Source organism: Saccharothrix hoggarensis, from assembly GCF_042678885.1.
Classification (GTDB): domain Bacteria; phylum Actinomycetota; class Actinomycetes; order Mycobacteriales; family Pseudonocardiaceae; genus Actinosynnema; species Actinosynnema hoggarensis.
The window spans coordinates 72349-94705 of sequence record NZ_JBHTLK010000002.1 but is presented as its reverse complement, the minus strand read 5'-3'; the positions used below and the strand labels follow the sequence as shown (position 1 = coordinate 94705).

The window sequence follows — 22357 nt, the reverse complement described above, 5'->3', positions numbered from 1 at the left end:
CCCCTGTGCGCTATAAGTTGAGAGTGGCAAGGAAAAGTCTCCTTGCCCTTTTTTGTGCCCGGCCGACGTCGGTCACCCCTCGGCGATGAGCGGCGCGCCGGGTTCGTGCCGCCGCCAGGCCTCGGTGAGGCGGACCAGCCGGGAGGGTGCGGCGATACCGCGCACGGTCACGATCCTGCCGTTGGCGAGGTCGAACGTCACGGCGCCGACGACCCGGTCGCCCGGCACGAACAGGATCGCCGGAGCGCCGTTGACAAGCGCGTAGTGGACGGCGGGTGCCGCCGGCGAATCGCCGTTTCGCGGGTGAGGGCTTGAAACCGGCCCGGGCAATGGCGGCAATGTGCTGCGGGGTGTCGTACCGCAGCAGCGTCTCGGCCAGACCGGCACCGTCCGAGATCGCGATCGCGTCGTCGGTCAGCAACGCCACCAACCGTTCCGTGCGGCCCGAAGAAGCCGCGGTGAGAAATTCCTCGACGATCCGGCGGGCGTTTTCCGGGTCGACCACGCGGCGACGGCGCTCGGCGGTGACGCGGCGCCGTGCCCGGTGGAGGTGCTGCCGGCTCGCGGACTTGGTGACGTCGAGGTTGTCGGCGATCTCGGCGTGGCGTAGGAGAACACCTCGCGCAGCAGGTAGACGTCCCGTTCGACGGGGGACGGGCGCTCCATCAAGGTCAGCACCGCCAGCGTGACCGATTCGCGCTGCTCGACGGTGTCGGCCGGGTCGAGCAGCGGGTCGCCGTCGAGGAGCGGTTCGGGCAGCCACGCGCCGATCGTCCGCTCACGGCCGGGGCCGAGTGGAGCCGGTCGAGGCACAGGTTGGTGACGACCTTGGTCAGGCACGTCTCCAGCACCTCGATCCGATGCCGGTCGGCGGCCTGCCGACGTAGGAACGCGTCCTGCCCGGCGTCCTCGGCGGTCTGCGTACCGGGACTCGCCACGGAAACCGGTCCGAGGCTGACTTCCGATAAGGTTCACTTATCGGAAGTCATCTTCCCGGCACGCTATAGCGTTGCGTTGTAGCCATTAACGTTTGAAGCAACGAAACTCTGCTACGGTATCGCCGTGACGACGACCGAGAACCCCGCGACGACCTGCAACTACCCAGGCTGCACCCGGCCGGTGTGAGCTGCAATCATAATGCCTTCGCTGTTGCTGGCAACCTGTCTTGATGTCGCATGTAAAGTGTCTCCCCTGGCGTTGCGGCGCTCAGCGCAGGGTGTCTGACCTGCATGTTCATCGGTTCATGATCCGCTCCGCAGTTTGCAGTGTTCGTCACCGATTGTACATTTTCGTCCTTCTGATGCCACTGCGGCGAGCCCTGACGCCATCGCCGACCTGCTTGCCACCAGGTCGGCGATCAATTCACCGATTCGAGTCGAGAGTCGCCGGCAAAGTTCGCCGGGTACTGCACGGCGCCTATGTGCACCTGCATGGAAAAGTTGGCGATGCATCGCAGCGCAAGCAAGCTTTCCGCTTGAATCTGTCGGCGAGTTTCGCGGGTCCGGCAACCGTATTGTCGGGTCCGATGCGAGTTGCGTTCAGCCCATAGATTCGAACGAGGCGGAATAGTTCTGTAGGACATGGATGGCTTTGGCCAGTCGGCCGGTGCGGTAGGGGCAGCGGCGGAGCGCGCGAAGGATGCGCCAGGTCTTGAGTTGGGGGTCGGCGCGTTCGCCGGGTCCGCGCAGGCGGGCCTGGACCCGGTCAGCGTCCAGGCGATCACCCGCAGGTTCACCTCGTGCATCCGGTGCTTGCCCGAGTAGAAGGGCCGGTCCGCGACGACCCGGTCGATCGGGCTCGGCGTGCCGTCGACGACCACGTCCGGCCAGACCTCACCACTTGGCCGACCGCAACCCATCCACAGCTCCGGAGCCCCACCCTGCGGGCAATCCGACGGTTTCGTTGACATGGCGCCAACACGTCCTGTCGACACTCCGAACCCGGCGCCGACCTCGGCGAAAGCCTCGCCCTCGCGCAGGTACACCAGCAGTGCGGGCGAGGTCCGGAGCAGTCGGCCTGCCGGGTCGGCCAGGAGCCGGACGTGCTGACGATCCCTGGTTCAGAGAAGCGGGGATCGGCCGGTCAGCCGGGCGCCGTGCGATGCGGCTGGTCCCACCATTGCAGTGAGTATCGGACATCGGCAGCGGGGCGGGGATGGTCATCGGGGGTGAGGATTCCTGCCGCACGCAGCGCCGCGACCCGTTCGGCGGGGATCCGTGTGGTGGGGTCGGTGAGGAGCAGGTAGAGGTCGCGGGCGATGTCGTGGTCGACGGCGACTGTCGACGGGACCTGCTCTGGGGAGGGGGCGTCGGCCTCCGTCGTGCTACCCCGAGCGGTCGGGTCGCGCAGGTATCGCGGTTCGGGGCGCAGGGCCAACGTGTCGCCCTCGATGTGCAGGGCTACGCCGGGGGGCGGATTGTCGTGGAGTCGGATGGCTGCGGCCTGTACTCGCGGGACCGGCCATCGTGCCTGTTCGGCCACGGTGTCGGTGGACATCGCGGTCGGGTGGTGACGCAGGAGCAGTGCGGTCAGGTCGGCGACGTCGGTGTCGGGTGTGGTGTGCCACGGGGATCGGGGGCTTTGCAGGACCGAGGCGATGGTGGGCGCGTCGATTCGGGTCAGGGTCGCCAGAAGCAGCATCGTCCTGGTGGGCAGGCGTGTGATCAGGTTGATCATGCGCCATGCCGTGGTCGTCTCGGTGGGCAGATCGTCGGTGGTGGTGTTGAGCAGGTCGGCCAGTTCCCGCCGGGGCATGGGCAACCTCAGCAGTGCGGTGTGCAGGGCATGACCCACCGGTCCGGGGCACTGGTGTTGCCCGCACCGCGGGCAGGGTGGGTAAGCGTCGGTCACGATGTCTCACCGCCGGGATCGGATCCGGATTCTGCAGGATGCGACGGCGGTGTCCCCGGTGTCGTGGACGGGTACACCGGGTCGGGGCGTATGTCCCGCACGGTCAGGCCCCGCCTGACGATCCAGAACAGCAGCGGATGCATGCCCCGGTAGGCGATGCCGCGTCTGCGCTCGCGCTCCCCGCTGGTGCCGCGTGTGACGATATGGGTGCCCTCCACATCGGCGAACCGCAGGTCTTCGGCGATGTCGAACGGTGGTCCGTTGTAGATGGCCTGTGAAAACACCTCGTGAGACAGCATCGCGCGGTCGCGCACGAACAGCGGGGGGTCGACGACGGGCTGTCGGTTGCGGTGGTGGTCGCGTTGACAGCGGTAGGCGCGCAGCAGCGGCAGGCTCCAGGGTGGCAGTTGAAGGATCGTCGTCCCGAACACCAGGGCGGGTGCGGTGACGGGTCCGCCGGCGCCCGTGGTGGCGGCCGGGGGAGTCGCGTCGTCGTCGAGGTCGGTGTCCGGGTGGACGGACACGACCGGGGAAAGGTCCTCCGTGATCAGGTGGTGGTCGCGGAGCATGACCAGTCCGTCGCAGTCCGTCTCGAGGTAGCCCCACAGCAGGTTGGCGACCGCGACTAACGGGTCGAGCACCGGCTGCAGGGTCCCCAGGTAGTGACGGGGCACCAGGTTGCCGGGAAGGGATTCCGGTCGTGGTCGTGCGTAGGCGGTGGGGTCGTGGCCGATCCAGTGTCCGGTGTGGGTGAACGCCGCAGCCTGGATCGCGCGCAGGGTGATCATCCGTACGGCCAGCGGCGGGTCGTGCAGGGTCAGGCCGTGGAACAACGCGGTGCAGATCCTGTCCTGTATCCGCGCGTCGTGCGGGAGGGCCAGTTCCGTCGCGCAGGCGGTGTAGGCGGTGGTGTAGACGTGGTCGAGGGCCTGGCGGTGAGGCAGTCGCGCGCACGCCGCGCGGAAGGTGGGGAAGTCGTCGACCGGCAGGGACATCGGGTCGATGTCCCTGCCGGCTCCGTCCCAGTCGGGGCCGGGTCGCCGCCTGCCCCATCCGTCGTCGCCCCAGGACCACTGTGCCGGTGCGGGCCGCAGGCCGGTTCCCGGTGCGTCGTCGTCCGGAAAGCGGGAGCCGGTCGGGTCCGGTGGTCCGTCGGCGCCGTATGCGGGAGTGGGTGGGTGTCGTGGCGGGCCGCCGTCCAACAGGTCATCCAGACTGGTGGTGAGGGCGGGTCGGGCGATCGGGGCGGTGCTGATCAGGACCAAGCGGGCTCCGAGGTGGTCGCACCATGAGCGGGCGAGGTCGAGGGTGGCCTGGTTGAGGGAGTGGGGGCAGTCCAGGGCGAGCACCGCCACGCGCAGTCCGCACAGCCGGTACAGCGTACGGCGGGGTAGTTCGTCGGGTTCGACGGACTGCGATTCCACGTCGCGCATCGTGACGCCGATGGCCCGCAACGTGTCGTAGGCCAAGTGGACCCGGTGCACGGTGGCGGGGCGGATGCGTACCAGCAGGATGCGGCGTGCCCGGGCCGCGGGCGTGGTCAGTGCCGCGCACACGGCGGGGTCGTCGGAGGGGTTGAGCAGTTGCCACGCCACGGCCTGCGGGCCGTCGAATTCCGGGTCGCGGTGGAGGTCGACCGTCGTGCCGCCGGACATGAGGACTCCCGTCTTCGTCGTGTACGGGCTGGACGCCGTCGATCGCGCTGACGGCGACGATCCCCTGGCGGCCTTGGGGTTTGCGGTGTCGGCACCGGCCGGCCGCGCGGGGTGGATCAGCTGCGGCCGAGGACCCGGTAGCCGGCGGCGACCAGTTCACGGTCGAGGGTGACGCGGCCCTCGGCGTGGGCGAGGTCGGCGGCGGTGGCGGTGAACGACACCCAGTTGCGCCAGTTGCCGTGGGCGAACTCGGTGTCCACCGCGGCCAGCAGTTCCGGTTTCGCTTCGGAGTACAACGGGTGGTAGTGGCGCATCATGGCCGGTACCTGACGTCCGGGCAGCGGGTGGAACTGGCGTCGTCGCAACATGCGTGAGACCAGGGTCTGGGAGCGGGAGATGGTCTCCCAGCAGCCGTCCCCGCCGACGAACAGCACGGCCAGCCGGGTCGCGGTGTGGTCGTAGAGGTAGCGCAGCACCTCCATGGCGTGCCTGGTCAAGCGCTGTGCCTCGTCGACGACCATCAGGTACGGGGCGCCGGACAGCTGCTCGAGGGCCTGTTCCTGTATGCCGAACCGGTTGACGCCGGTCGGGATGGAGCCGGTCAACGACCTGGCCACCTCCTGTGCCACCCGCAGGTCGTTCGGTCGGTGCGGAAACACCAGTTGCACCACTCGCACCGCGTCCTTGGCGGGCGTCCGGCTCCGCGGCGTAGCGGTGCCCGGCTCGGGCAGGGACGCAGAGCCGGTGGCGGTCAGGCGCTCCAGGGCCGCCTGCACGGCGAAGGTCTTGCCCAGTCCGGCCTGGCCGTGCACGATGCCCATCGCGAAGTGTCTGACGAGGTCGTCGATGTCGGCGCCGACCCACTGGAACGCTTCCGTGGCCAGCATCTGCGCGCCGCTCAGTCGTAGATAGTGCTCGGGCATCCCACCTCCCGGTTCGAAGTCCGCGGCCGTCCGTGGTCCCTGTGGGTCGGGCGGTCCCTGTGTGCGCCTACCGGGTGATTCGTTGTCGGCAGGTGTCGTTTCGTCCTTCAGCCGGCGTCGTCGAGCACTCGTACCGTCGGCGGATCGTCGAGGTCCGCATCGGGTTCGGGCACGACGAAGAACGGGACCGGCCTCGACAACCGCGTCCGACGCACGGGACGGCGTTCGGCGGGCTCTGCGTCCGGATCCGCAGTGGTCGGCACCGGGGAAGTCGGCACCGGGGAAGTCGGTGCCGGGGTAGCCGGGACTACGGGGCGAGGCGGAGGTTGTCCTGCGGTCGCGGGCAGCACGGGTAGGGGCTCCGGCGGAAGGACGACGATGTCGTGTGTGCCGACGGTGCCGGCCTCGGTGTTGCCGATGTCCTCCTTGCTCGACGCTGTCGGTGTGGTGCTCGCGGGCTGCGGCGGGACGGGCATGGGCTGCAGGGCGGGAGGGCCGACCGGTTCGTCTCGGCGACGGGCGCGGGCGATGGCGGCTCGGCGGCGGGCCAACAGGTTCGCGGTGTCGCGTCCGCGCGCCGCGTCACGCGCACGGGCCTCGGGCACGGTGAGCGTCTCGCTGGGGGTCGCGGTGGCCAGGTGGACGCCGTTGCGGTCGTATACCTCGACGAAACGGTCGTCGTGGGGTGCGTAGCGGATCTGCACCGTACGGCCGACGGCGTTGTCCAGCACTTCGGCGCTGTAGTGCAGATTGTCGTTGCGGATGCCGGACTTGCCGATCACCCGGCGCTCCGGGCCGAGCAGCAGATCCCGCAGCAGTTCCGGCGCGATCGTCATGAGCGGAGTGGGGTCGGCCCGCCACGCGCGTAAGGGGGAGCGTCCTGCGAGTCCGCCGTGACGGTGGGCGGTGTTGTACCAGTGCACCCAGCGGGTGTATTGGTCGACGAAGGCCTTCCAGGTCAGCATCGGGGCCACGGCCGTGGCGACCGTGGCCTCCGTCGAGTCCGAGTCGACCGTTTCCGGGGCGTGGGCGAGGCCGTTCGTCGTCTGGGCGAGGTCGTGGTGGTCGCCGTGGTGTCGAGCCACGTCCTCGGCGGTGGGGTGGGCGGTAATCCAGGCGATGTCGTCGCGGATCGGGGCGCAGAGTCTGCCGTGCCGGTCCCGCGGGCCGCGGGTGTAGCCGGGCAGGTGCACGAGCAGCATCCGCGTCACGGTGTCGTGCCAACGTTCGATCCGTCCGTGGTAGTGCGGGCGGCGCGGAGGCGAGTGCACGATCCTGATGCCCAGGCCGGCCGCGAAGCGGTGTACCGGGTCCGAGGTGAACTCGCTGCCGCGGTCGCATTCCAGGAACTGTGGTACGCCGCCGTGGTCGCCGCGTGCCGGGTCGCGGAGGATGGCGTCGCGCAGTGCCGCGAGGACGGTCTGCGCGGTCGGCCTTCTCTCCGACAGTACCCATCCCAGCTGCACGCGGCTGTAGGCATCGATGATCGAGGTGAGCCAGGGGTGCACCGGTGCTCCCCGTCGGGGCAACACGAGGATCTTCAGCTGCGCATGGTCGGTCTGCCAGATCTCGTTGCGGTGACCCGCCACCCGTCGTCGGTACACGCGCAGCGCATCGCGTGCCGTGTCGCCACCGGTCCAGAAGGCCCGTTCGGCAGGCGAGAGTTCCCTGTCGAACGCCGCGTACAGCGTGCGTTCGGCCACCGGCCGTGCTCCGCGCCATCCGGCCAGTAGGAAGGTGGGGATCGGCACCCCGCTGTCGATGCGGTCGCGGCCGGCGACCGCGGCGCTGCGGGCCCGGTGCACCGCCGATACCTGGCCCGCGTAGTACTCGAACGCCCACATGTCGGTCTCGTCGAGCAGGAACCGGCTGGCCGGCATCGGCCGTGTGTAGTCGCGGCCCTTGGCCAGCCATCGATCCACGGTCCGCTCGCTGACCCTCACGGCCGCGGCCGCTGCGCGCACCTCCGCTCGCGACAACACGCCACGCTCGCGCAATCCCAGTAACCGCGCCACGACCCGCGCCCTGGACTCACCCCTGACGTGTGTGTTCTGTCGGCCTCGCTCCAGCGTTAGGTTGTCACCGGCCTGCGGCTGCACACCATCCGGTGCCGTCGTGGGCGAAACCTCCGCCACCGGGTGTTCCGCACCGGAGACCCCGCGTTCGCCGACGGAGGTATGAGACCAGGCCGCGCCGGGCGTGGCCGTTCCGATGTCACGGGTGCCCATGGTCCGGTCCTCCGCAATCCTCGATCTCCGGTGACGGCTTCCCTGCGGTGGTGCTTCCGAGCGAACCGAGCAGGCCGTTGGGCGTCAACCCCTGTGACCCGAACGGCGCGACGGTCGCCGCGGAACCGGTGAGCGCGTCGGTCATCGTGTCCCGGCTGACGGCGCGGTCATCCCGATCAAGGCACGTCCCCGTGCACCCTCGCGCTGCAGACGGATCAGACGCCCCCATCGGTGACCGGTGTCGGAGTCCGGGGCTCGACAGTCGTCCCGCACAGTGACGGCACCGTGCAGGCGAGTGGTTCGAAAGTGCCGGTGACGCCGCCCCCACCGTGATCGCTTCCGTTGCGTGTCACCGCGTGACGGGGTCCGCGAGCGTGGTCCGCGTGGGGGTGTCGTCGAACTTTCGTTCATGGTGGGCAGATTCGGGCTGCGGCCGGCAGACCGGGCTGGCCGGCCCACCGGGCTCGCGGGCGGATCGCGAGACATCCGGCAGGCCGGCCCTCGGTCATGCGCCGTGCAACCTGTGGTCGGTGCCGGTGCGCCGCAGGGTGTGCCGCAGCGGGTTCCGACCGCGGTGACCGGTGTGGTGGGCCCGGCGCAGGGGGACCGTGCCGTCGGCGGTACGGGGAGCGGTCACGGACGTGGTCACCAGCCCGGAGACGGGCAGGTAGGTCATGCGGCGGGCCCGCAGGTCCGCCCGGACCAGGCCCTGGCCACCGTGGTCGCGCAGCAGGTGCCAGATGCCGAAGCCGGCGAGGATGGCCTGTTCCCACTCGTGCTCGTCGATCGCGGTGACCTCGAATCCGGTGACGAATTCCCGGATGTGGTGCAGCAGGGCGGGTTCGATCCGGTCGTGGCCTTCCAGGTAGCCGCGGTGGGAGGCGTGGCCGAAGACCAGGGCGGCGATGCCCTCCTCGACGGCGACCGCGCGGCCGCCGTCCTCGTTCTCGTCGGTGGCGGGGTCGCTGCGACGTTTGCGGTCCAGCAACGCGCGGGTGACCGGCGACCAGCCCAGCACGGTCGCGTAGGCGAGGTGGAACGCGTCGTGCAGCCGGTAGCCGTCGGGGATTCGACAGGCGTCGGTCAGCGGGTCGCCGATCGGCGTGCCGTCGATGCTGATCGTGGTGACCGGCACGCCGTCGCGTTCGCGCGGTCCGGTGCGGAAAAGGTAGTCGACCCGGTCGGGCAGCCGCTCCGCGGCGGGGAAGCGGGCGTCGAACCGCGCCGAGGACCGCTCGCCGTCCCACGTCCTTGCCCGCGGGACGGCGCCGACCGCGCGGTGGGCGGGTGGGCGACGATCGGAGGCCGACCGCCCACCGCCCGGTCGCCGATTGCCGCCCGGGCTTGACGGCGCGGATCCGGACGTCGACGGAGTTCCGGTCGTCTGCCGGTCCGGCTCGTGCCGGTCGAGTTCGCCGCGATGCGGCGAGGACCCGCTCCGGTCGGACGGCGCGGTCTCCGGTGTCGCCGAACCGTCGGCGGCCCGGTGCCCGTGGGGGGCCTCCGCCTCCACTGCTCGTCGCTCGCCGTCGACGTGCGGTGAAGCGCTCGTGACGCGGCACTCTCGGGGGATGGCCGTCGCGTCGGGGTGCTCGTCGGATGCCATGAACTGGTCTCCAGTTGGCTTAGCGATCGGGGCGGTCGGGGCCACCCATGATCGTCGGATTAATCGGCAAAGCCTGTCGACTTTTGCCACTCCTGTGGTATCATGAGACAAGCGTTGTCGGCAACCACGACACGGAAGGGTGGTCGGTGAGCGATCCGGACTCACGACGCTCGCGTGTGGAGGACTTCATCCTCGAGCGTCTGGCGCTGCTGGAGCAGTGCGAGGTCGACGAGCTCCGGGAACGGCTGCTCGCCGACGGGGCGGAGATGCCCTACGACTCGGTGGTGCTCGTGGAGCTGATGACCACGGTCGAGGAGCACTTCGGCGTGCGCCTGCCGCTGGAGCTGGCCACCGCGCGGGACATGCGCGCGATCGGGAGCTTCGCGCGGCGGGTGTGCGAGGAACTCGACGCCGGCGACGCGGACGGACCATCACCGGTCACCGCGTGGACGGCCGCGCCCCACGGTGACGGAATCGACGACACGGGCGCCGAGGGGACGCCCGACCGGGGTGTCGCGCGGGAGGGGGAACCCACGTGACCACGTCCGCAACGCCTCCGAGCGGGTCCGACCACCCGCCGGGGCACGCGGAACCCTGCGCGCCGTGGCGCGCAGGCGCCGAGGGAGGTAAGGAACGCACATGGAATCGGACACGGCACCGGGCACGCCGGACGACCGCGAGGTCGCACCGGACTCCCGGGCACCAGGGGTCAGTCGAGACAGACACGCCGACAGCCGTCACCTGTCGACGGGCTCCGGCGGCGGACGCGGTCGCCCTCCGGCGGGTGGTGACCCTACGGGCGACCTGGAGCAACGGATGCTCGCCGAACGGCTGCGCACCACCCGCGACCGGCTGGGCCTGAGTCAGCAGGCGGTGGCCGCCAGCACCGGCATCCCTCGCTCGGCGATCTCCGACATCGAACGCGGCCAACGCCGCGTCGACAGCCTGGAGCTGAAACGACTGGCGGTGGTCTACGGCAGGTCGGTGGAGTACCTGTTGGGCGAGGACGACGAGGGCGAGGACCAGGGCTCGCTGCGGATCCTCACCAGAGCCCACGCCGGCATGACCGCCGACGACCGGGCCAAACTGGTCGCCTTCGCCGAGTTCCTGCGCCACCACGCCCACACCGCCCGGGTGGAGCACGACGTTCGACGTACCACCGCCGACCGGCCCCGGGACGGTGACGGGGTCGGATGAGCAAATGGAGCGTGGCGCACCGGCTGGCGCAGATGGCCGCGGCCCGCATGCGCGGCGACGCCGGGCTGGACACCGCGGCGCGGGCCGACATCCCCGCGTTGCTGCGCGCGCAGGGTCTGGTGGTGCAGGCCGAACCCGCCGATCGACTGTTCGGGGCCTACATGCCCGCCGACCCCGACCTGGGCATCCCCGGCGGGGTGTGGCTCAACGGCGGCCTCACCCTGCCGGGGCAGCGCCACACCGGCGCCCACGAGCTGGGACACCACGCGCTCGGGCACGGGGCGAGCTACGACACCGACATCGCCGCGCTCGCCCCGCCCGGCACGCCCCTGGACTTCGGCGAGTCCTGCGCCGAGGCGTTCGCGGCGTGGCTGCTCATGCCCCGCGCGGCGCTGCAGTGCGCGTTGCGCGCGGTGGCCGTCCGACCCGGGGCGCCCACCGCGGTCGAGGTCTACCGGGTATCGCTGCTGCTGGGCACCTCCTACCGCGGCACCGCACGGCACCTCGGCGTCGCCCACCTGATCCCCGACCAGGACAGCGGCCGGCTGCAACGCGCCGTGCCCGGACGGCTCAAGGACGCCTGCGACGACCCGAGCGCACCACCCCGTGACGGCCGCGGCGAAGTATGGGCGCTGGCCGACTTCACCGCCGCGGGCGACATCGTGGTCGCCGACGGCGACCGGCTCGTCCTGCCCGCGCACGCGGTGGCCGCCGCCGACGAACTCGTCGACACCGGACACGCCGAACACGTCCACCACGGCCTGCACCACATCACGCTCACCGCCCGCACCCGTTCCACCACCCCGGAGCCCGACCCCGCCGACGGTGTCGAGATCCACCCCGACGGTCCCGACGGCGCCGGTGTGCGACTGCGGGTGCAGACGCCACTGCGCCGCACCCCACCCCGCGAGACCCCGCCCCCCGATGTCTCCCGACTCGACGAGGCCGAGCTGGATCGTCTGCTCGCCGGCACCCGCGACCACTGACCACACCGCCGAACACCCACACCCACACCGCCGCCGCGCTGCGGCATGCGTCGCGCCCACCGGCCCGTCGGGGTCGGCGGTCACCTTCACGGGAAGGCCGAGACCATGCACCTGTCCGACTCGATGATCACGGGCACCGACTGCGGCCAGGCATGGCTGTCGGCCGTGCAGACAGTCCTGCGCGTGCCCGGACGCAAGGCGTTGCACCTGGTCGTGCGGATCACCCATCCCGACCGCGAGGACCCCCGGATCCGCCACGTGGTGGACGACCTGCTGCGCAGACGCGGCCTGCAGCCGGTCGACACCGTGGTCAACACCCTGTTCCCGCGGCACCTGGCACGGCTGGCCGCCGACCCCGCCGAGCTGGCCGCCCGCTACCGCACGCACTACCCGCGGCTGCGCAAACTGCACCGCGCCAACGGGCGTGGCACCTACTTCGGCAGGCTTGTCGCGCACCCCGCCGACGGCCGCGAGGTCGACCAACTCGCCCGCATCGTCGCCCGCCTGCGGTCACATGCCCGCAAGCCCGGCGCGGCACCACTGTACGAAGCCGGATTCATGCTCATGGACGACGACCCCGAACAGCCCGGACACAGCGCGCACATCGACCCCGGGACGATGGACGCCGCCAGCTCCGACGAGCCTGTCGACGCGACGAGCGACACGCGGCCGGCGACGACCTCGGAAACCGCCGATCCCGCAAGTGCCGCGGACGGCGCCGCGGTCGCCATGATCGACACCCCGATCTACGCCCCCCGCACCGACGCGATGCCCCTGGGATTCCCGTGCCTGTCGCATGTCTCCTTCCAGGCGGTGGGGAACACCGTCCACGCGTTGGCGCAGTACCGCAGCCAATACTTGGTCGAACGCGGCTACGGCAACTACCTGTCACTCGGCCTGTTGTTGCGCTACGTCGCCGACGCCGCGGGACTGCAGGTCGGCGCGCTGACGGTCACCACCGGCCTGGCCGCGGTGGACGGCGGGGTCCGGCAACTCACCACCGCCCTGCAGTCGTTGACCCAGCAGCGCCTCCCGGGCCTGTGACCATCCGCGACCTCTCCGCCTGATGCGCACACTCCGACAGGCCGCGGCCGCAAGGGCTTCGCCGACGTGGCGAGGAAGGGCGGGGGTGCGCTCCTGGCCGCGGGTGACACCTCCCGCCGGAGCCTTCGGCGTCGGACGCCGGCCGGAGGCACGCACCGGACGACCGAGGCCGGTACTCGTTGATCGGGCGCGGACGGGCGGCGACTTGGCCGACAGGCGGTCCTGTACGTCGCCGGTCATGAGGATGGTGGTCGCGGCCGTGTCGAGCCGGACGGGCGCGGCGGGTCCTGCACCGCGTCGGACCGCCGGATCGACCGTACGCGGACCATGTCGTCCCTAGTCGCGTGCGAGTTCGCCCAGTTGGGCGGCGACGGCGTCGTTGATGCCCCACTTGGGCGGAAACCACGGTGTGGGCAGGGGAGCCGGGTCGGGTCGGTAGTGTTGCTTGATCCGGGTGCGTCCCGACAGCCCGCCGATCTCCGGGTGGGCGACACGGGAGTACTTGTCGACCTCGCAGAACAGGTTCTGGCAGTCGATCAGGTGCAGTCGACGCCCGCCCAGACCGGGAAAACTGAGACCCAGACGCGCAAAGTGCTCTTGCTGAGTGTCGGTGACCCACGTGATGATCTGCGACTCGATTCCACGGCTGTCCGGGCCGAAGCACTTGCGGATGCCGTCGCGCGCACCGGGCCCGGCGGCGACGAAAGAGTTCTCGGAGAAGTCCAGGACCGGGGAGTAGTTCAGGTCGATGGCGAACTGGTAGGCCAGGAAGTCGCCGAGGCTGCGCCTGGACCGCAGCGCGGTGAACACCTCGCGCAACGACCGGGCCGCCGTGACCTGCGCGGTCAGCCCGTCGGCCATCAGCGTCTCCAGCAGCAGCAGATGGTCGGCATGTTTGCGGGTTCCACCCAGACGCGGCGGAGGAATGACGTAGGCCGCCGAGTACAGCCTTTCACCCCGACCCCACATCGCGTCCAACACCGCTCGCGCCGCTTCAGTCTGCCAGTCCCGCCACGTGATGGTGCCCAACCGCTTCTCCAATGCCCTCCAGGTCCCGATCTTGTTGAAGATCTTGAACAGCAGGACGCGGAACACCACGTCCCGTTCGTCCCATCCGGCCGGCCACCGGGTGCCGTCGGGATAGGACACCGGAGCGATGGCGAACTGGCTGACCCGGTCGCAGGCGCGGTAGCAGTTGGTGAACCGGTAGGCGGACAGGATCGGATCCTGCCCGTCGGGCCGTGCGTCGACCGGCTGCGCGGCGGGCATGCCTCGGAACCGGTCGAAGTACAGCAGCTGGCGGGCGACGGCGAAACGCCAATAGGTGTCGAACACCGCCGTGGGCCGCAGGCGTCGTCCACCGATTACTACCGGCGCGTCCGAGGTGCCGGGTCCTTCCGTCGCGCGCGGCCGGTCCCCGGAGCGCCCGCGGCCACTGTGTCCGTCCACCGTGACACCGACCGGCACGGCCGCCGTGGTGCGCCGGACGGCGCCCTCGCGCCGTCGGGACGGCATGCCGGGGATGACCGGGGGAGCGTCGGCCACTGTGGACACAGCGGAACGTCGCGGTCGGATCGGGCGAGCGGGCGCGGAGGACATGGCCGACAACCTAGCGTCGGCTCAGGCGGCGGCGGGGAAGGCATGCCGCGCGATCCGACGGCCGCTGGTCGACCTCGTGACGATGTGCGTCGCAACCGTCCCAGCGGCACCCTCGCGGCCCCGTGCGGGGATCCACCCGATCGCACCGGATACACGCCGATCGGGTGGATCCGCATGGCCCGGCGCGCACCCGCGCCGGGCCGCGTTGCGGCATCCGCGCGGTCCGACGATCCGGGCTTCATAACAACGGCCTAGAACCGGTTCCGGATTGTGACGAGCAGGAATCGGATCGAAGGCGGCCGATTGTGTGATTGTGGCGTCCGATTCCGGCGGTCAGCCGATGGGGACTGGCGCGTACAAAGATTGAAGGGGCATAGTGACACCCCTCGCGGTGGTGGCCCGATGCGCGACGGGCCGCCCGACCCGTTCACCGGAACGCGATGTCCATCGGCGTCGTCGGGTCACCCGACGGCATCACACGACACACCTCGGACGAGAAATGACCAGATGTGCACCATCGTGTCCGACCCGCCTGTGGGGCGCGCCGGACCTCGGACCGGCGCAGTCGCCTCCGGCCGACATGGGCATCGCGCAGCCAGGTGCCGCCGTCGCCGCGCCGTCGGTCCGCCGAGCGGGCATCCGCGACGGGTCGGCGCACCGGACCGTCCCAACCGTGGTCGACCGGTCAGCGGGTGGTCGAGCCCTGGTGACGCAAGGTGACTCCGGCGGCGAGCAGGCGATCGCGCACGGTGCTGTAGTCCAGCCCCCGCGCTGCGGCGATCTGCCGGATGCTGTCCCCGGCCCGGTACGCGCGGGCGAGCTCCTGCCCGTCGGACGCCCGTCGTGTCCGGCTCGGCAGCCGTACGCCTGCCTCGCGCAGCAACCGTCGCAGCTCGCGGCGATCGATCGCCGTGGCATCGGCCAATTCGTCGACGGACTCACCGCGGCGGTACCGCTGGGCCAACCGGGCCGCCACATCGGCCTCGGAGGGGCCCAGGCACGATCGCGTGTAGTCCTCCACCCCCGCCTCCACCAGCAGGCGCCGCACCGTGCACGGACGACGGCCGATCTCCTCGGCCAGCTGCCGAATGGACATCCCACTGGTGACGAACTCGACCGCTAATCGCTGTGCGAGCTGCCGACGCCGCCCGCCGCGTAACGCCGCAGTGTCACGCTGTGCGCTCATCCCCGAGGCCTCTCCGGCGCACCGCAGGCCCGACCTCGGCCACGCAGGTCCGGGGGACGTCGACCGTGCGCCTGGTGTCCGTCCGGTGCAGGGACACCGCGATCACACCCATCATGACGCGGCGAGCCGGAACATCGAGGCGATCGCCGGACGGAAAGCAGCCGCCCCGGCATCCACACTCAGCGCTCCGTCCCCCGATTGCGCCGCGATTAATCGTAGGACACGATTAATCGCACTGTCCACGCTCGCAGCCTGTCGGGGGCCCTCATGGAGCACATCTCCGAGTTGTCCGCACAATTGCGGACGCGTGACGGGACGACGCAATGGCGTCGATCCCGCCGATGCGGCCCGAACGGGGCCAATTGCGTCGCCGTCGCGTTCCTCCCGCACGATGTCGTCGGCGTCCGTGACACAAAAAACGGCACCAGGTCCGTCGTGCTGCCGTTCCAGGGCCGCAGCTGGGCCCGTTTCGTCATCGGCACGCGCCGCGTGGCCCGGCGACACACCTGAGCCCGCGGTGTCCCGGTGTGCGCGCACACCGGGACACCGCGACACCGGCCCGGTCACGCCGACGCTCCGGTCGGAGCCGCCGATGGCCCGGCCGCCCAGGCGGAACGGGGTGGACACATGTCCGTTCCGGTGAGTCCGACGCGACAGTTGCTGGGGCGCGCCCTGCGCGAGGCCCGCACCGCCGCAGGACTGAGCCAACACGCGGTGGCAACCATCCTCGACTGCAGCCAAGGAAAGATCAACAAGCTCGAGTCGGGCGTAGTGGTGGTCAAGGACACCGACCTGCGCCTGCTCGTCAAGCACCTGGGCATCGACGAGGCGACCGCTACCCGCATGGTCGACCTGCTGGACATGGTCCGGCGCGAGCGAGGCTGGTCGGGCCGACACGCCCTCATCCCCCCGTTCTTCCGCCGCTACCAGCAGTCCGAACAGCACGCCGTACATGTACGCGGATGGCACGCCGAGGCGATTCCCGGGCTACTGCAGTCCGAACGCAACATGCTCACCCTCCTGTCCGTCGCAGGCCCCGACGCCCTCGACGACCAGGTCCGCAACCGCGAAGAACGCCGTCAGGTGTTCACCGCCAACCCCGACGCCCAGCACCACTACATCCTCGGCGAGGGGGCGTTCCACCGCATCCGCAGCAGCCGCGGGCCGGGGGTCGCCCTCGACCAGGTCGAGCACCTGCTGCGGACACTGGACCGACATCCGCAGCTGGCCGTGCAGGTACTGACCTACGCGACAAATTTCGTGCCCGGTGACTTCAGCATCGTCACCATGCCAGAGGGACTCGACGACTTCGTATACCTCGAACGAGTGAACAACGCCGACTACCTGACCAAGGAAAAGGACCTGCTCGCTCACGATCACGCCTGGTCACGGCTGGCCGAACAGGCCCTGAGTCTCGAAGAGAGCCGACGCCACCTGGAAACGTTGCGCAACCATCTGTGCGATGAATCGTCAGACTAGTGCCGTCTGCCGCGCATGCCGGACCGGCGCTACCGTCGAGCAATCGGAGAGCCGTCACGGCCGGACCGGAGGACGACAGGCGTGACCGACCCCCGACCACCCGCAGAGCACCCCATCCCCAACGAGCGCGGCCCGGCGCGGGACGACATGACCAGCGTCGACACAAGCCGGCCCAGCGCCGCGCGAATCCAGAACTACCTGCTCGGCGGCGAGGCACATTGGACCATCGACCGCGGTGTCGCCGACCGGGCGCTGCAGGAACTGCCCTCCTGGCAAGACGTCCACATCGCCTCACGTCTTCTCCTGCGCCGCGTGATCCGGTTCCTGCTCGCCCGCGGCGTACGTCAGTTCATCGACGTCGGCGCGGGCATCCCCGACGCGGCAGCGATCCACCGGCTCGTCCGCGATCCCGTCCACCCAGCGACACGCACCCGGCAATCGGGGCGCTCCAGCGCTGCTCGCGTGGTCTACGTCGACCGGGACCCGCTGGCCGTGGCGCACTGCCGCGCCGCGCTGGCACGGGACGGTGACCAGCGCCGACACGCCGCCGTGCAAGCCGACCTACGCGACCCCGACGAACTGTGGACCCGTGTCGCGGACACCGCAGTGATCGACCCCCGCCGCCCGGTCGCACTGCTGGTACTGGCGGTGCTGCACTTCAACCCCCCCGACCTCGCACGGGCTTCCGGACACGATCCCGTCGTCGATTCCATGGCCGCGTACCGCCGATGGTTACCGAGCGGTTCGTATCTCGCGATCTCACACCTGTCCGACCACCAAGTTCCCCCGCCCACGGCGGCCGAGCTTGCGGCCGTGACCGACCACTACCGCCGAGCAGGCGTCCCACTTTCGGTCCGATCACCCGACGGCATCCGAGCACTCTTCGGCGATTTCACCCTCCAGGAGCCCGGACTGACTTGGTGCCCCCTGTGGCACCCGGACCTCGTTTCTGACGCTCGAAGTGCCCCCCGTTTCCCCACGCCGCGACACTCATTACTGCTGACCGGTTTGGCACGCAAAGCCTGACCCGCAACCGATTCCGTCCCGGACGTCAGGCTTGGGACCGTCGGACAGGAATGATCGGCGCGAGGCCTGCCGAGCTGAGAGGACCTCCTACTTGATCGGGGTATCCCTTCGCTCTTCGTGCGTGAGTGCGCAGACTGCCGGCCGTCGACCCTCAATCACGACGCTGACAGGGCAGGACCTACGTTTCCCAGTCGTGCGTGCGGTGTTCTCGGACGACCCAAGTCCAACCAACGGGTGTAATGCCGGAGCTGCTCAGGTAGCCGACGCGGTCCAGGTCGGTCGTTGGCGGCGTCGCTTCCGGTGTGGTGGAACGCAGCCCGTTGGGGGATGGTATGGATGGATGATCTGCGGGCCGCGGTCGGTGGTGCCACCTGTGCTCGGGTCGAGGCGCCGGGCCGCCGGTCTGGGCATGTGAGTGGCAAGGGCTGGTACGACACGGTGTTGGGTGTCCGTAGCGGCGCATTGGGCCGATCTTTGGTGATCGTTTGGGGAGGGCATGGCTCGGGTCGTGTGGCGGACGGCGGTCCTGCTGGCAATGTTCCTGATCATCGCGGTGGCGGTGATCGTGTTCACCGATCCACGCCCGTCGACGGTGCAGGTCGAGGCGTACGGGCCGCTCGAGATCGAGGTGTGCCCGTTGCACGTGACCGATGACGAATGCTGGTCGCCGACGCCGGAGCCGACGCCGACACCACCGGTCGAGCCCGCTCTCGTGATCGTCGTGGCCGTCGTCGTGGCCTTGGTGTTGTCGGCGGCATGGGAGTTCTGGCGCCGCCGAAGCTCGTGGCCGGCCTGACCGGTTGCGGGATCGATCAGGCCGGCCAGATTTGTACCAGCCACCGTTCGATCCCCTCGGCGAAGGACACGGGTCCGGCCGCCTCGATTGCGGTGCGGCCGCGGACGTAGGCCCGCACCCGGTGGGCGCCGGGTGCGGGCAGTGTCAGCACGTGTTGCCCCGGAGCTGAGGTGAACGAGGCCAACAGGAGCCGGTCGAAGTCGGCGGTGAAGTCGTCCTCGGCCACCGCCTCCCACTCACCCGGTTCGCGGACCGGCGGAGACGCCCACAGTTCCAGCCTCACCGCGGCGGTGTGGTCGTTGCCGGCGCTGTGGAACAGCACCCCTCCCGGTCCTCCCGCGACCAGCCAGTCCTGCGGGCCGGGCGGCTGAATGGCCGCCGCCGTGTGCGGGCTGTCGAAGACCTGAAGAGTGAATCTGTGGTACTCGACTTCGACCATGTCGTCCACGGCCGACAAGCGGGCTGGCTCTGTCACAACGTCATGCTAGGGCGTGATGATGACGTAGAAGGGGTCTCCGTCCAGGATCCGGTCCTCGCGCAGCCAGGCGGAGTAGCGCCCGCCGGCGGATCCGTTGTGAGACTCCTCGACCGGACGGACGGCATAGTCCCACACTGATGCCGGGTTGACCCGCGCGGAATTCTCGTAGGTCGCGGCGAACGGGTACTCGTCGCATTGCATGGTCCTGCCGTTCGGGCCTTTGGCGAAGTTGCTCCCGAAGTAGTTGACGCAGGTCCGATGGACTTTACGTCGTGACGCCTTGATGCTTTTGCTGGTGTCGTAGCCGCTGTACAGGCGGTGCAGTTCGCTTTCCAGGTATCTGCCGGGAACCTTCTTCCCCGGGTTCGCCGGTGCGATGATAGGTCCGCCGTTCTGCGCGTCGCGGATGAAGGTGGCCGACTCGCCCATGGTGTCGTGGGAGGCGCTCATCTGCAGTGATGAGATGACATGGTGGAACACGCAGCGCGAGGAGGAGAGGATGTAGGTCGCCGAGTCGCATCGGAACAACTCGTAGCGAAGGTTGGCGGTGTCCTCGGGCAGGCCGGCCGAGCGGCCCCAGACGGTAAACAAATAGGAGAAGTAGCCGCGCAGTTCGGCCGCGTACTTGTCGGAGGTGGGCACCGCCGTCGTGGTGGTGGCGACGGTGAACCAGAACGGTCCCGGCAGCCCGAGCTTCCAGTCGGCGATCGGGTAGCCGATCGAGAGCTGCGGGTCGTCGGCGTGTGCCCGGCAGGTGCTCGTCCTGGCAGCGTCGGCGTTCTGGCAACCCAGCCTGAAACCCATGACGCCTGCCGGGTCGATTTCCCCCACCTGGCGGTCGAATCGCATGCGGAGGCCGAAACGAATCTCGTGCGAGCCCGGAGTGGTGGTGGCGATGACCGTGGCCTTGAAGTACGCCGTGCCGATCTGCTGGGGCACACCGTTGACCACTGCCATCTGCTTTGCCTGCACCCCCTGCGTCATGCAGAGGTTGAACCGGTCCCTGAACCAGAAGGCGTTGTCCCCGGCTGTATCGGCGCACTCGTCGAAGTCCACGGGCACGGGCTCGGCGGACTCACCGGTCTTCTCGTCGTAGCGGGCAGGATCGTTGACGACGACGTACTTGCGGTCACGCCAGAGTTTGTACAGCGCCTCGCCCTTGGGCAAGGAGGCGGCTAGGTCTTCCATTTCGCGCCGGGTCTCGGCTTCGGACGTAGTCGGATCCCCCAGGGTCAATGACACCGGATCGTGTCTGGAGGAGTCGGTCGCCTTGCCGTCGGGCAGGACCGGGACAGGCGCGGCCGCCGAGGCCTGTTCCGGCGGCGTGGCGACCGCGATGTCGCTCGCGGGGACGACGGTGGCCAACGCCAGTATGGCGAGTAGGGAGAGGATCTTACGGCGATACATGCTCCACCTTCGGTGCTTGTCGCTGCGACGGTTCGGCCGGAAGTGCGGTGTCGGATGAGCGGCATGGATGTCAGGTGATGACGTCGTAGGCGTTCCAATTGCCGCCCAGGTTGACCACGGCGTCCAGGCCGTCGGTTCGGTCCAGTCGTGACGAACGCACCGGGTACAGGTGGAGTTCGCCGGAGAACTGGCGCATCAGAATGTCGTCGTTGCCGTTTCCTGTGACGTCGGCCACGGTCGCAATTCCGCCGTACATGCCGCCGTAGGCGAGGACTCTCGCACGGTAGCCGGTCCAACTCCAGGTGTTTTCCGTCAAGTCGGGCCGGGCCATCGGGGAGTAGTAGGCGGGGCCGCCGCCGGTCTCCACCGTGGCGAAATCGGGTGCATTTCCGTACCAGTGGGTGAACGAATAGAAAGTGCGACCGTCGCCCGCCGGTCCCGCAACGTTGGCGGATATCTTGATCCGTGAACCGAGAGTGTTGTTCTCGCGTAGCGTCCGCAAGTTCGGGTATACCCAGACGGTGTACTGTCCGTCCATGGCGACGATGTCGTCGTATCCGTCCTGCGTCACGTCGGCAACCCAGATGCGTTTTATGCCATTCCAGCCGGTGCCGATGTTCACCGGGGCCAGCCACGTGGAGGTACCGTTGACAGTTCCGCTGTGCGGATAGATCATCAGCACCCCGTCACTGGCCCGGCGTGCGACAATGTCGCCGAGATACCTGGACGATCCTGCTTCGTCATCACCTGTCGAACCGTCCTTGGCATCACTGTCGACGAAGTTGCCTACACCGATCCAGTTGTGCATATTCCATCCCACGCCCACGAGCGTTCCCGACTCGAACGTGGATGCCCCGTTCACGGAGCCAGAGTGACGATGCAAAGCCAGATCCCCGCTGGCACTGTTCCGGGCCAGCAGATCAGGCCAGTCATCACCGGTTAGATCATAGGACCGAAAGGACGACCTGTAGGAATCCGGCTGATTTACTGCAAGTGAAACGCCGGGGCCGTCAGGAATCATCGGAGCGGCATGAACATGGTGGACAAGAGACAATGACAACGTTGTCGTAACCGCTGCGACCAGGGCGGCAAAGCGGTTCTTATTCATATCGCCTCACAGTTGCGGCGCGACCTAGGAGACAATGCGTCGCGCGTGAATGATACGAAAATTGACGAGAACACCGCGCCCGTCAAACAACCGGGCCGATACCAGAGTATGGTCGGCCAGAATAACAAGTGGCCGACAGATTCAGCTATAGTTCCCCTCCGCAGCTGGCCTGCCCTCCCCGGCATGCCTTACCCACTTTAACGCGATGCCATGCACGCGAAAGGAACTCGGCGAATATACACTGAAACGGCTCAGTGATGATCACCCTTCGTGGCGTTACTCGACCGAAGGGATGAGCCGCCAAGCGACGAGACGTCCGGGGCCGGTTCAGACCGCATCGGAAGAGTCACCTACACCCCCACGGCACGGCGACTGGCCGCCGACGAAGTCGGCCATGATCGACCGACCGTCGTTCGCCCGGCACGTGCGCGGTCGGCCACCAAGGGGTAGGAACCCACATGAGAAGGAACGCTCGACCGGGACGTGCACGCACCCCAATTGAGGACGTCGTGGTCCGCCTCGGCGGTAGGCGTCGTCATAGCCGAGGCTGGTGTAGGGCGCGTCGGTGATCCAGGTGAAGGCGGCGGCGGTGGTGCCACCCCGCCCGCTGCCTTCCATGGCGATGCCGCTGGCAAGCGGCGGGAGGTAGGTCGCGGTGTCCTTGTCCTCGCTGATGACGATCACCTGCGGCGGATAGGACCGACCGCCCGGCATCGCGGTGGCCTGGGTGCTGCCGCCGGACATCCCGGAGACGCGCGACGCGGGTGCGTGCGGCCAGCTGGATGGCTA

At 69.2% G+C, this 22357-nt stretch carries 21 protein-coding genes and 1 pseudogene; 9 read left to right on the top strand and 13 right to left on the bottom strand.

What is annotated here, in order from left to right:
- Window positions 1-72: 72 nt before the first annotated feature.
- The gene (locus ACFQ3T_RS00900; protein WP_380718628.1) at window positions 73-228 is read right to left on the bottom strand and encodes a hypothetical protein; all 156 of its coding nucleotides are present in this window, start codon (window positions 226-228) and stop codon (window positions 73-75) included.
- A gap of 112 nt (window positions 229-340) precedes the next feature.
- Here ACFQ3T_RS00900 and ACFQ3T_RS00895 point away from each other — a divergent pair, with 112 nt between their 5' ends.
- Complete coding sequence (locus ACFQ3T_RS00895) at window positions 341-610, top strand: hypothetical protein (protein ID WP_380718626.1); 270 nt, start codon at window positions 341-343, stop codon at window positions 608-610.
- 928 nt (window positions 611-1538) lie between these two features.
- On the opposite strand, the pseudogene ACFQ3T_RS00890 reads toward ACFQ3T_RS00895, so the two are convergent.
- The 6 genes and pseudogenes from ACFQ3T_RS00890 to ACFQ3T_RS00865 all read right to left on the bottom strand — a co-directional run.
- Window positions 1539-1990: pseudogene (locus ACFQ3T_RS00890) on the bottom strand (transposase family protein); the annotation flags it as partial.
- Window positions 1991-2082: 92 nt separating this feature from the next.
- Entirely contained in the window at window positions 2083-2754 is a 672-nt protein-coding gene (locus tag ACFQ3T_RS00885) for a hypothetical protein (protein ID WP_380718624.1), read from the bottom strand.
- A 92-nt stretch (window positions 2755-2846) separates the two neighbouring features.
- Window positions 2847-4505: a hypothetical protein gene (locus ACFQ3T_RS00880; protein WP_380718622.1), complete on the bottom strand. Its 1659-nt coding sequence runs from the start codon at window positions 4503-4505 to the stop codon at window positions 2847-2849.
- Between the two features lie 116 nt (window positions 4506-4621).
- Window positions 4622-5428, bottom strand: coding sequence for an AAA family ATPase (locus ACFQ3T_RS00875; RefSeq protein WP_380718620.1), 807 nt, complete (start codon window positions 5426-5428; stop codon window positions 4622-4624).
- Between the two features lie 107 nt (window positions 5429-5535).
- Entirely contained in the window at window positions 5536-7443 is a 1908-nt protein-coding gene (locus ACFQ3T_RS00870) for a DDE-type integrase/transposase/recombinase (protein WP_380718618.1), read from the bottom strand.
- A 718-nt stretch (window positions 7444-8161) separates the two neighbouring features.
- A complete protein-coding gene (locus ACFQ3T_RS00865) occupies window positions 8162-9262 on the bottom strand; it encodes a hypothetical protein (RefSeq protein ID WP_380718616.1) in 1101 nt (366 codons plus the stop codon).
- A gap of 146 nt (window positions 9263-9408) precedes the next feature.
- Between ACFQ3T_RS00865 and ACFQ3T_RS00860 the strand changes: the two genes are divergently transcribed.
- From ACFQ3T_RS00860 to ACFQ3T_RS00845, 4 genes are all read left to right on the top strand, one after another.
- Window positions 9409-9801 (top strand): hypothetical protein, encoded by a 393-nt coding sequence (locus ACFQ3T_RS00860; protein ID WP_380718613.1) that lies wholly within the window; start codon window positions 9409-9411, stop codon window positions 9799-9801.
- A gap of 277 nt (window positions 9802-10078) precedes the next feature.
- The gene (locus ACFQ3T_RS00855; RefSeq protein ID WP_380718611.1) at window positions 10079-10459 is read left to right on the top strand and encodes a helix-turn-helix domain-containing protein; all 381 of its coding nucleotides are present in this window, start codon (window positions 10079-10081) and stop codon (window positions 10457-10459) included.
- Window positions 10456-11445, top strand: a complete 990-nt coding sequence (locus ACFQ3T_RS00850; protein WP_380718610.1) for an ImmA/IrrE family metallo-endopeptidase — start codon at window positions 10456-10458, stop codon at window positions 11443-11445. The genes ACFQ3T_RS00855 and ACFQ3T_RS00850 overlap by 4 nt, the downstream gene beginning before the upstream one ends.
- Before the next feature lie 105 nt (window positions 11446-11550).
- Entirely contained in the window at window positions 11551-12489 is a 939-nt protein-coding gene (locus ACFQ3T_RS00845; protein WP_380718608.1) for a thymidylate synthase family protein, read from the top strand.
- A 336-nt stretch (window positions 12490-12825) separates the two neighbouring features.
- On the opposite strand, the gene ACFQ3T_RS00840 is transcribed toward ACFQ3T_RS00845, so the two are convergent.
- Complete coding sequence (locus ACFQ3T_RS00840) at window positions 12826-14043, bottom strand: nucleotide kinase domain-containing protein (RefSeq protein ID WP_380718605.1); 1218 nt, start codon at window positions 14041-14043, stop codon at window positions 12826-12828.
- Window positions 14044-14773: 730 nt separating this feature from the next.
- Window positions 14774-15274 carry a helix-turn-helix domain-containing protein gene (locus ACFQ3T_RS00835; RefSeq protein ID WP_380718603.1) on the bottom strand — a complete coding sequence of 167 codons (501 nt, stop codon included), beginning with the start codon at window positions 15272-15274 and terminating at the stop codon, window positions 14774-14776.
- A gap of 267 nt (window positions 15275-15541) precedes the next feature.
- Between ACFQ3T_RS00835 and ACFQ3T_RS00830 the strand changes: the two genes are divergently transcribed.
- The 4 genes from ACFQ3T_RS00830 to ACFQ3T_RS00815 all read left to right on the top strand — a co-directional run bounded on the left by ACFQ3T_RS00830 (window position 15542) and on the right by ACFQ3T_RS00815 (window position 18575).
- Window positions 15542-15784 carry a DUF397 domain-containing protein gene (locus tag ACFQ3T_RS00830; RefSeq protein ID WP_380718600.1) on the top strand — a complete coding sequence of 81 codons (243 nt, stop codon included), beginning with the start codon at window positions 15542-15544 and terminating at the stop codon, window positions 15782-15784.
- Between the two features lie 117 nt (window positions 15785-15901).
- Window positions 15902-16753 (top strand): helix-turn-helix domain-containing protein, encoded by an 852-nt coding sequence (locus ACFQ3T_RS00825; RefSeq protein ID WP_380718598.1) that lies wholly within the window; start codon window positions 15902-15904, stop codon window positions 16751-16753.
- 147 nt (window positions 16754-16900) lie between these two features.
- Complete coding sequence (locus tag ACFQ3T_RS00820) at window positions 16901-17779, top strand: SAM-dependent methyltransferase (RefSeq protein ID WP_380718596.1); 879 nt, start codon at window positions 16901-16903, stop codon at window positions 17777-17779.
- A 496-nt stretch (window positions 17780-18275) separates the two neighbouring features.
- The gene (locus ACFQ3T_RS00815) at window positions 18276-18575 is read left to right on the top strand and encodes a hypothetical protein (RefSeq protein ID WP_380718594.1); all 300 of its coding nucleotides are present in this window, start codon (window positions 18276-18278) and stop codon (window positions 18573-18575) included.
- Between the two features lie 16 nt (window positions 18576-18591).
- On the opposite strand, the gene ACFQ3T_RS00810 is transcribed toward ACFQ3T_RS00815, so the two are convergent.
- The 4 genes from ACFQ3T_RS00810 to ACFQ3T_RS00795 form a co-directional block, all read right to left on the bottom strand.
- Window positions 18592-19050 carry a hypothetical protein gene (locus tag ACFQ3T_RS00810; protein ID WP_380718592.1) on the bottom strand — a complete coding sequence of 153 codons (459 nt, stop codon included), beginning with the start codon at window positions 19048-19050 and terminating at the stop codon, window positions 18592-18594.
- A gap of 9 nt (window positions 19051-19059) precedes the next feature.
- On the bottom strand, window positions 19060-20460 hold the full coding sequence (locus ACFQ3T_RS00805) for a NucA/NucB deoxyribonuclease domain-containing protein (RefSeq protein ID WP_380718590.1): 1401 nt from the start codon (window positions 20458-20460) through the stop codon (window positions 19060-19062).
- A 70-nt stretch (window positions 20461-20530) separates the two neighbouring features.
- Window positions 20531-21568, bottom strand: a complete 1038-nt coding sequence (locus ACFQ3T_RS00800; protein WP_380718588.1) for a hypothetical protein — start codon at window positions 21566-21568, stop codon at window positions 20531-20533.
- A gap of 327 nt (window positions 21569-21895) precedes the next feature.
- Entirely contained in the window at window positions 21896-22312 is a 417-nt protein-coding gene (locus ACFQ3T_RS00795; protein ID WP_380718586.1) for a hypothetical protein, read from the bottom strand.
- Window positions 22313-22357: the final 45 nt, after the last annotated feature.

What these genes read in the sequence shown, in the direction of transcription:
- ACFQ3T_RS00855 (WP_380718611.1), top strand. Translation starts at nt 10,079, where the DNA reads ATGCTCGCCGAACGGCTGCGCACCACCCGCGACCGGCTGGGCCTGAGT.
- ACFQ3T_RS00885 (WP_380718624.1), bottom strand. Translation starts at nt 2,754, where the DNA reads ATGCCCCGGCGGGAACTGGCCGACCTGCTCAACACCACCACCGACGAT.
- ACFQ3T_RS00830 (WP_380718600.1), top strand. Translation starts at nt 15,542, where the DNA reads ATGGAGCACATCTCCGAGTTGTCCGCACAATTGCGGACGCGTGACGGG.
- ACFQ3T_RS00825 (WP_380718598.1), top strand. Translation starts at nt 15,902, where the DNA reads ATGTCCGTTCCGGTGAGTCCGACGCGACAGTTGCTGGGGCGCGCCCTG.
- ACFQ3T_RS00850 (WP_380718610.1), top strand. Translation starts at nt 10,456, where the DNA reads ATGAGCAAATGGAGCGTGGCGCACCGGCTGGCGCAGATGGCCGCGGCC.
- ACFQ3T_RS00805 (WP_380718590.1), bottom strand. Translation starts at nt 20,460, where the DNA reads ATGTATCGCCGTAAGATCCTCTCCCTACTCGCCATACTGGCGTTGGCC.
- ACFQ3T_RS00845 (WP_380718608.1), top strand. Translation starts at nt 11,551, where the DNA reads ATGCACCTGTCCGACTCGATGATCACGGGCACCGACTGCGGCCAGGCA.
- ACFQ3T_RS00820 (WP_380718596.1), top strand. Translation starts at nt 16,901, where the DNA reads ATGACCAGCGTCGACACAAGCCGGCCCAGCGCCGCGCGAATCCAGAAC.
- ACFQ3T_RS00795 (WP_380718586.1), bottom strand. Translation starts at nt 22,312, where the DNA reads ATGTCCGGCGGCAGCACCCAGGCCACCGCGATGCCGGGCGGTCGGTCC.
- ACFQ3T_RS00875 (WP_380718620.1), bottom strand. Translation starts at nt 5,428, where the DNA reads ATGCCCGAGCACTATCTACGACTGAGCGGCGCGCAGATGCTGGCCACG.
- ACFQ3T_RS00865 (WP_380718616.1), bottom strand. Translation starts at nt 9,262, where the DNA reads ATGGCATCCGACGAGCACCCCGACGCGACGGCCATCCCCCGAGAGTGC.
- ACFQ3T_RS00815 (WP_380718594.1), top strand. Translation starts at nt 18,276, where the DNA reads ATGGCTCGGGTCGTGTGGCGGACGGCGGTCCTGCTGGCAATGTTCCTG.
- ACFQ3T_RS00835 (WP_380718603.1), bottom strand. Translation starts at nt 15,274, where the DNA reads ATGAGCGCACAGCGTGACACTGCGGCGTTACGCGGCGGGCGGCGTCGG.
- ACFQ3T_RS00800 (WP_380718588.1), bottom strand. Translation starts at nt 21,568, where the DNA reads ATGAATAAGAACCGCTTTGCCGCCCTGGTCGCAGCGGTTACGACAACG.
- ACFQ3T_RS00880 (WP_380718622.1), bottom strand. Translation starts at nt 4,505, where the DNA reads ATGTCCGGCGGCACGACGGTCGACCTCCACCGCGACCCGGAATTCGAC.